At 57.2% G+C, this 2583-nt stretch carries 4 protein-coding genes; 1 reads left to right on the top strand and 3 read right to left on the bottom strand.

The features are described 5' to 3' along the window. The 3 genes from D8V06_RS30750 to sdhC all read right to left on the bottom strand — a co-directional run. On the bottom strand, positions 1–287 hold a 287-nt coding region (locus D8V06_RS30750), incomplete at its 3' end, for an FAD-dependent oxidoreductase (RefSeq protein WP_130911235.1). A gap of 3 nt (positions 288–290) precedes the next feature. Continuing rightward, entirely contained in the window at positions 291–659 is a 369-nt protein-coding gene (gene sdhD / locus D8V06_RS06355) for a succinate dehydrogenase, hydrophobic membrane anchor protein (protein ID WP_007977503.1), read from the bottom strand. After that, the gene (sdhC, locus tag D8V06_RS06350; protein ID WP_056852964.1) at positions 653–1027 is read right to left on the bottom strand and encodes a succinate dehydrogenase, cytochrome b556 subunit; all 375 of its coding nucleotides are present in this window, start codon (positions 1025–1027) and stop codon (positions 653–655) included. The genes sdhD and sdhC overlap by 7 nt, the downstream gene beginning before the upstream one ends. A 363-nt stretch (positions 1028–1390) precedes the next feature. Between sdhC and gltA the strand changes: the two genes are divergently transcribed. Next, positions 1391–2583: citrate synthase (gene gltA, locus D8V06_RS06345; RefSeq protein WP_130930640.1), on the top strand; the 1193-nt coding region annotated here is incomplete at its 3' end.

The following is a 2583-nucleotide window of genomic DNA, read 5'->3' as shown; positions in this document are numbered from 1 at the left end:
GCCGGGCCTTCCTGACACATGTATTCGATAGCGTCCTGGTCACCGATGTAGTCGGAACCCTTGACGGTATCGTACATGTGCCAGCGCCAGTCATCGTTCGGGTCGGCCGACGCGATGGCGCAGGTGATGCCGCCCTGGGCGGATACAGTGTGCGAACGGGTCGGGAACACCTTGGTGATCACGGCAGTCTTGTGACCACCTTGTGCCAGTTGCAGCGCTGCGCGCATGCCGGCACCGCCACCACCAATAATGATGGCGTCGAAAGAAATCGTTGGAATGTTAGCCATGAATCAGATACCCCAGAGAATCTGCACACCCCAGACGAAGTAAGCGAACATCGCAACGCCGCATACTGCCTGGAAAAGGAAACGTACTGCAGTCGCGGACTTGCCCAGCGCCATCGGCGTCAGGTAGTCGGTCGCGATGGTCCACATGCCGACCCAGGCGTGAGCGCCCAGGGCCACGAGGGCCAGCAGACTGAAGATACGCATCCCGTTGTGGGCGAACAGGCCGTGCCATTGGTCGTAGCCAATGCCCGGGTTCGCAGCGAGGTATCCGATCAGGAAAATGAAATAAGCCGCGAGAACGACCGCAGACACACGTTGCGCCATCCAGTCATAAAGGCCGGAACGCGAAAGGTTCGTAACGCTGGTTACCATATCCAAACTCCTGCCAGAACGATCAACACCACGGAAACGGCGATGATAATTTTCGAGCCCAGGCGGCCGCCTTCCAGCGTCTCACCGATGCCCATATCCATGATCAAGTGGCGCACACCGGCTACCAGGTGATACAGAAGAGCGGACAGGAGGCCCCATGCTACGAACTTGGCCAGCGGGCTGGTCAAGCATGCCTTCACGTCGGCAAAACCTTCCTCGGAACCCAAGGACTTGCCCAATGCATAAAGCATGAAGCCAAGGCCCAGGAAGAGGATGATGCCGGAAACACGGTGAAGAAACGACGTAACGCCGGTGATGGGGAGTTTGATGGTCCTTAGGTCTAGGTTTACAGGTCGTTGGCTTTTCACGGCTTTTTTTTCACACTGAAGAGCCCCTAACAATCAGGGCAAAGTTGTTGGGGAGTGCACTGGTCAGGTAACCACCACCCAGGGATGCGACCCCCAATAAAGCAGGCCCAAAAGCCCTTGGCGGTCGGTGGCCGAGTATAGACAGTTAGGCTACTAATGACAACGCAAAGACCTAACCCAAACAGCGGATTGCGCAACGGGCATAAAAGGCGTAAATGGCAGGCAATTTCGAGAAAAAAGTACGGTTAAAGCCTTCTGGAGCAAGACTTTAGGCAAATTGACATTCGAATTTATCTCACTATAGTGGTGCGGGCCCTGCGTGGGGGGTCTGTCTGATGATTTCAAGCATAAATAGGAGGCCACATGGCTGACAAAAAAGCGCAGTTGATCATCGAGGGCGCAGCCCCCGTCGAGCTGCCCATTTTAACCGGCACCGTTGGTCCCGATGTTATCGATGTTCGGGGCCTGACGGCCACGGGCCGCTTCACCTTTGACCCAGGTTTCATGTCGACCGCCTCTTGCGAATCGAAGATTACCTATATCGACGGCGACAACGGCATCCTGCTGCACCGCGGCTACCCGATCGAACAGCTGGCTGAAAAGTCGGACTACCTGGAAACCTGCTATCTGCTGCTCAACGGCGAATTGCCGACCGCAGAACAGAAGGCCCAGTTCGTCAGCACCGTGAAGAACCACACCATGGTTCACGAGCAGCTGAAGACCTTCTTCAACGGCTTCCGTCGCGACGCCCACCCGATGGCCGTCATGTGCGGCGTAGTCGGCGCCCTCTCGGCGTTCTACCACGACTCCCTGGACATCAATAACCCGCAGCATCGCGAAATCTCCGCGATCCGCCTGGTTGCCAAGATGCCGACCCTGGCAGCGATGGTTTACAAGTACTCCATGGGCCAACCCATGATGTACCCGCGCAACGACCTGACGTACGCGGAAAACTTCCTGCACATGATGTTCAACACCCCGTGCGAGATCAAACCGATCAGCCCGGTACTCGCCAAGGCCATGGACCGGATCTTCATCCTCCACGCCGACCACGAGCAGAACGCCTCGACGTCCACCGTGCGCCTGGCAGGTTCTTCGGGTGCCAACCCGTTCGCCTGTATCGCCGCCGGTATCGCTGCACTGTGGGGCCCTGCCCACGGCGGTGCCAACGAAGCCGTTCTGACCATGCTCGATGAGATTGGCGACGTCTCGAACATCGACAAATACATCGCCAAGGCCAAGGACAAAAACGATCCGTTCAAACTGATGGGCTTCGGTCACCGCGTTTACAAAAACCGTGACCCACGCGCCACCGTGATGAAAAAGACCTGCGACGAAGTGTTGAAAGAACTGGGCATCCAGAACGATCCGCAACTCGAACTGGCCATGCGCCTGGAAGAGATCGCTCTGACCGACCCGTACTTCATCGAACGCTCGCTGTACCCGAACGTCGACTTCTACTCGGGGATCATCCTCAAGGCGATCGGCATTCCAACCAGCATGTTCACCGTGATCTTCGCCCTGGCGCGGACTGTCGGCTGGATCTCCCACTGGAA

It is taken from the genome of Pseudomonas sp. Sample_24 (assembly GCF_004307605.1).
GTDB lineage: Bacteria > Pseudomonadota > Gammaproteobacteria > Pseudomonadales > Pseudomonadaceae > Aquipseudomonas.
This window is presented reverse-complemented; position numbering and strand designations above follow the sequence as displayed.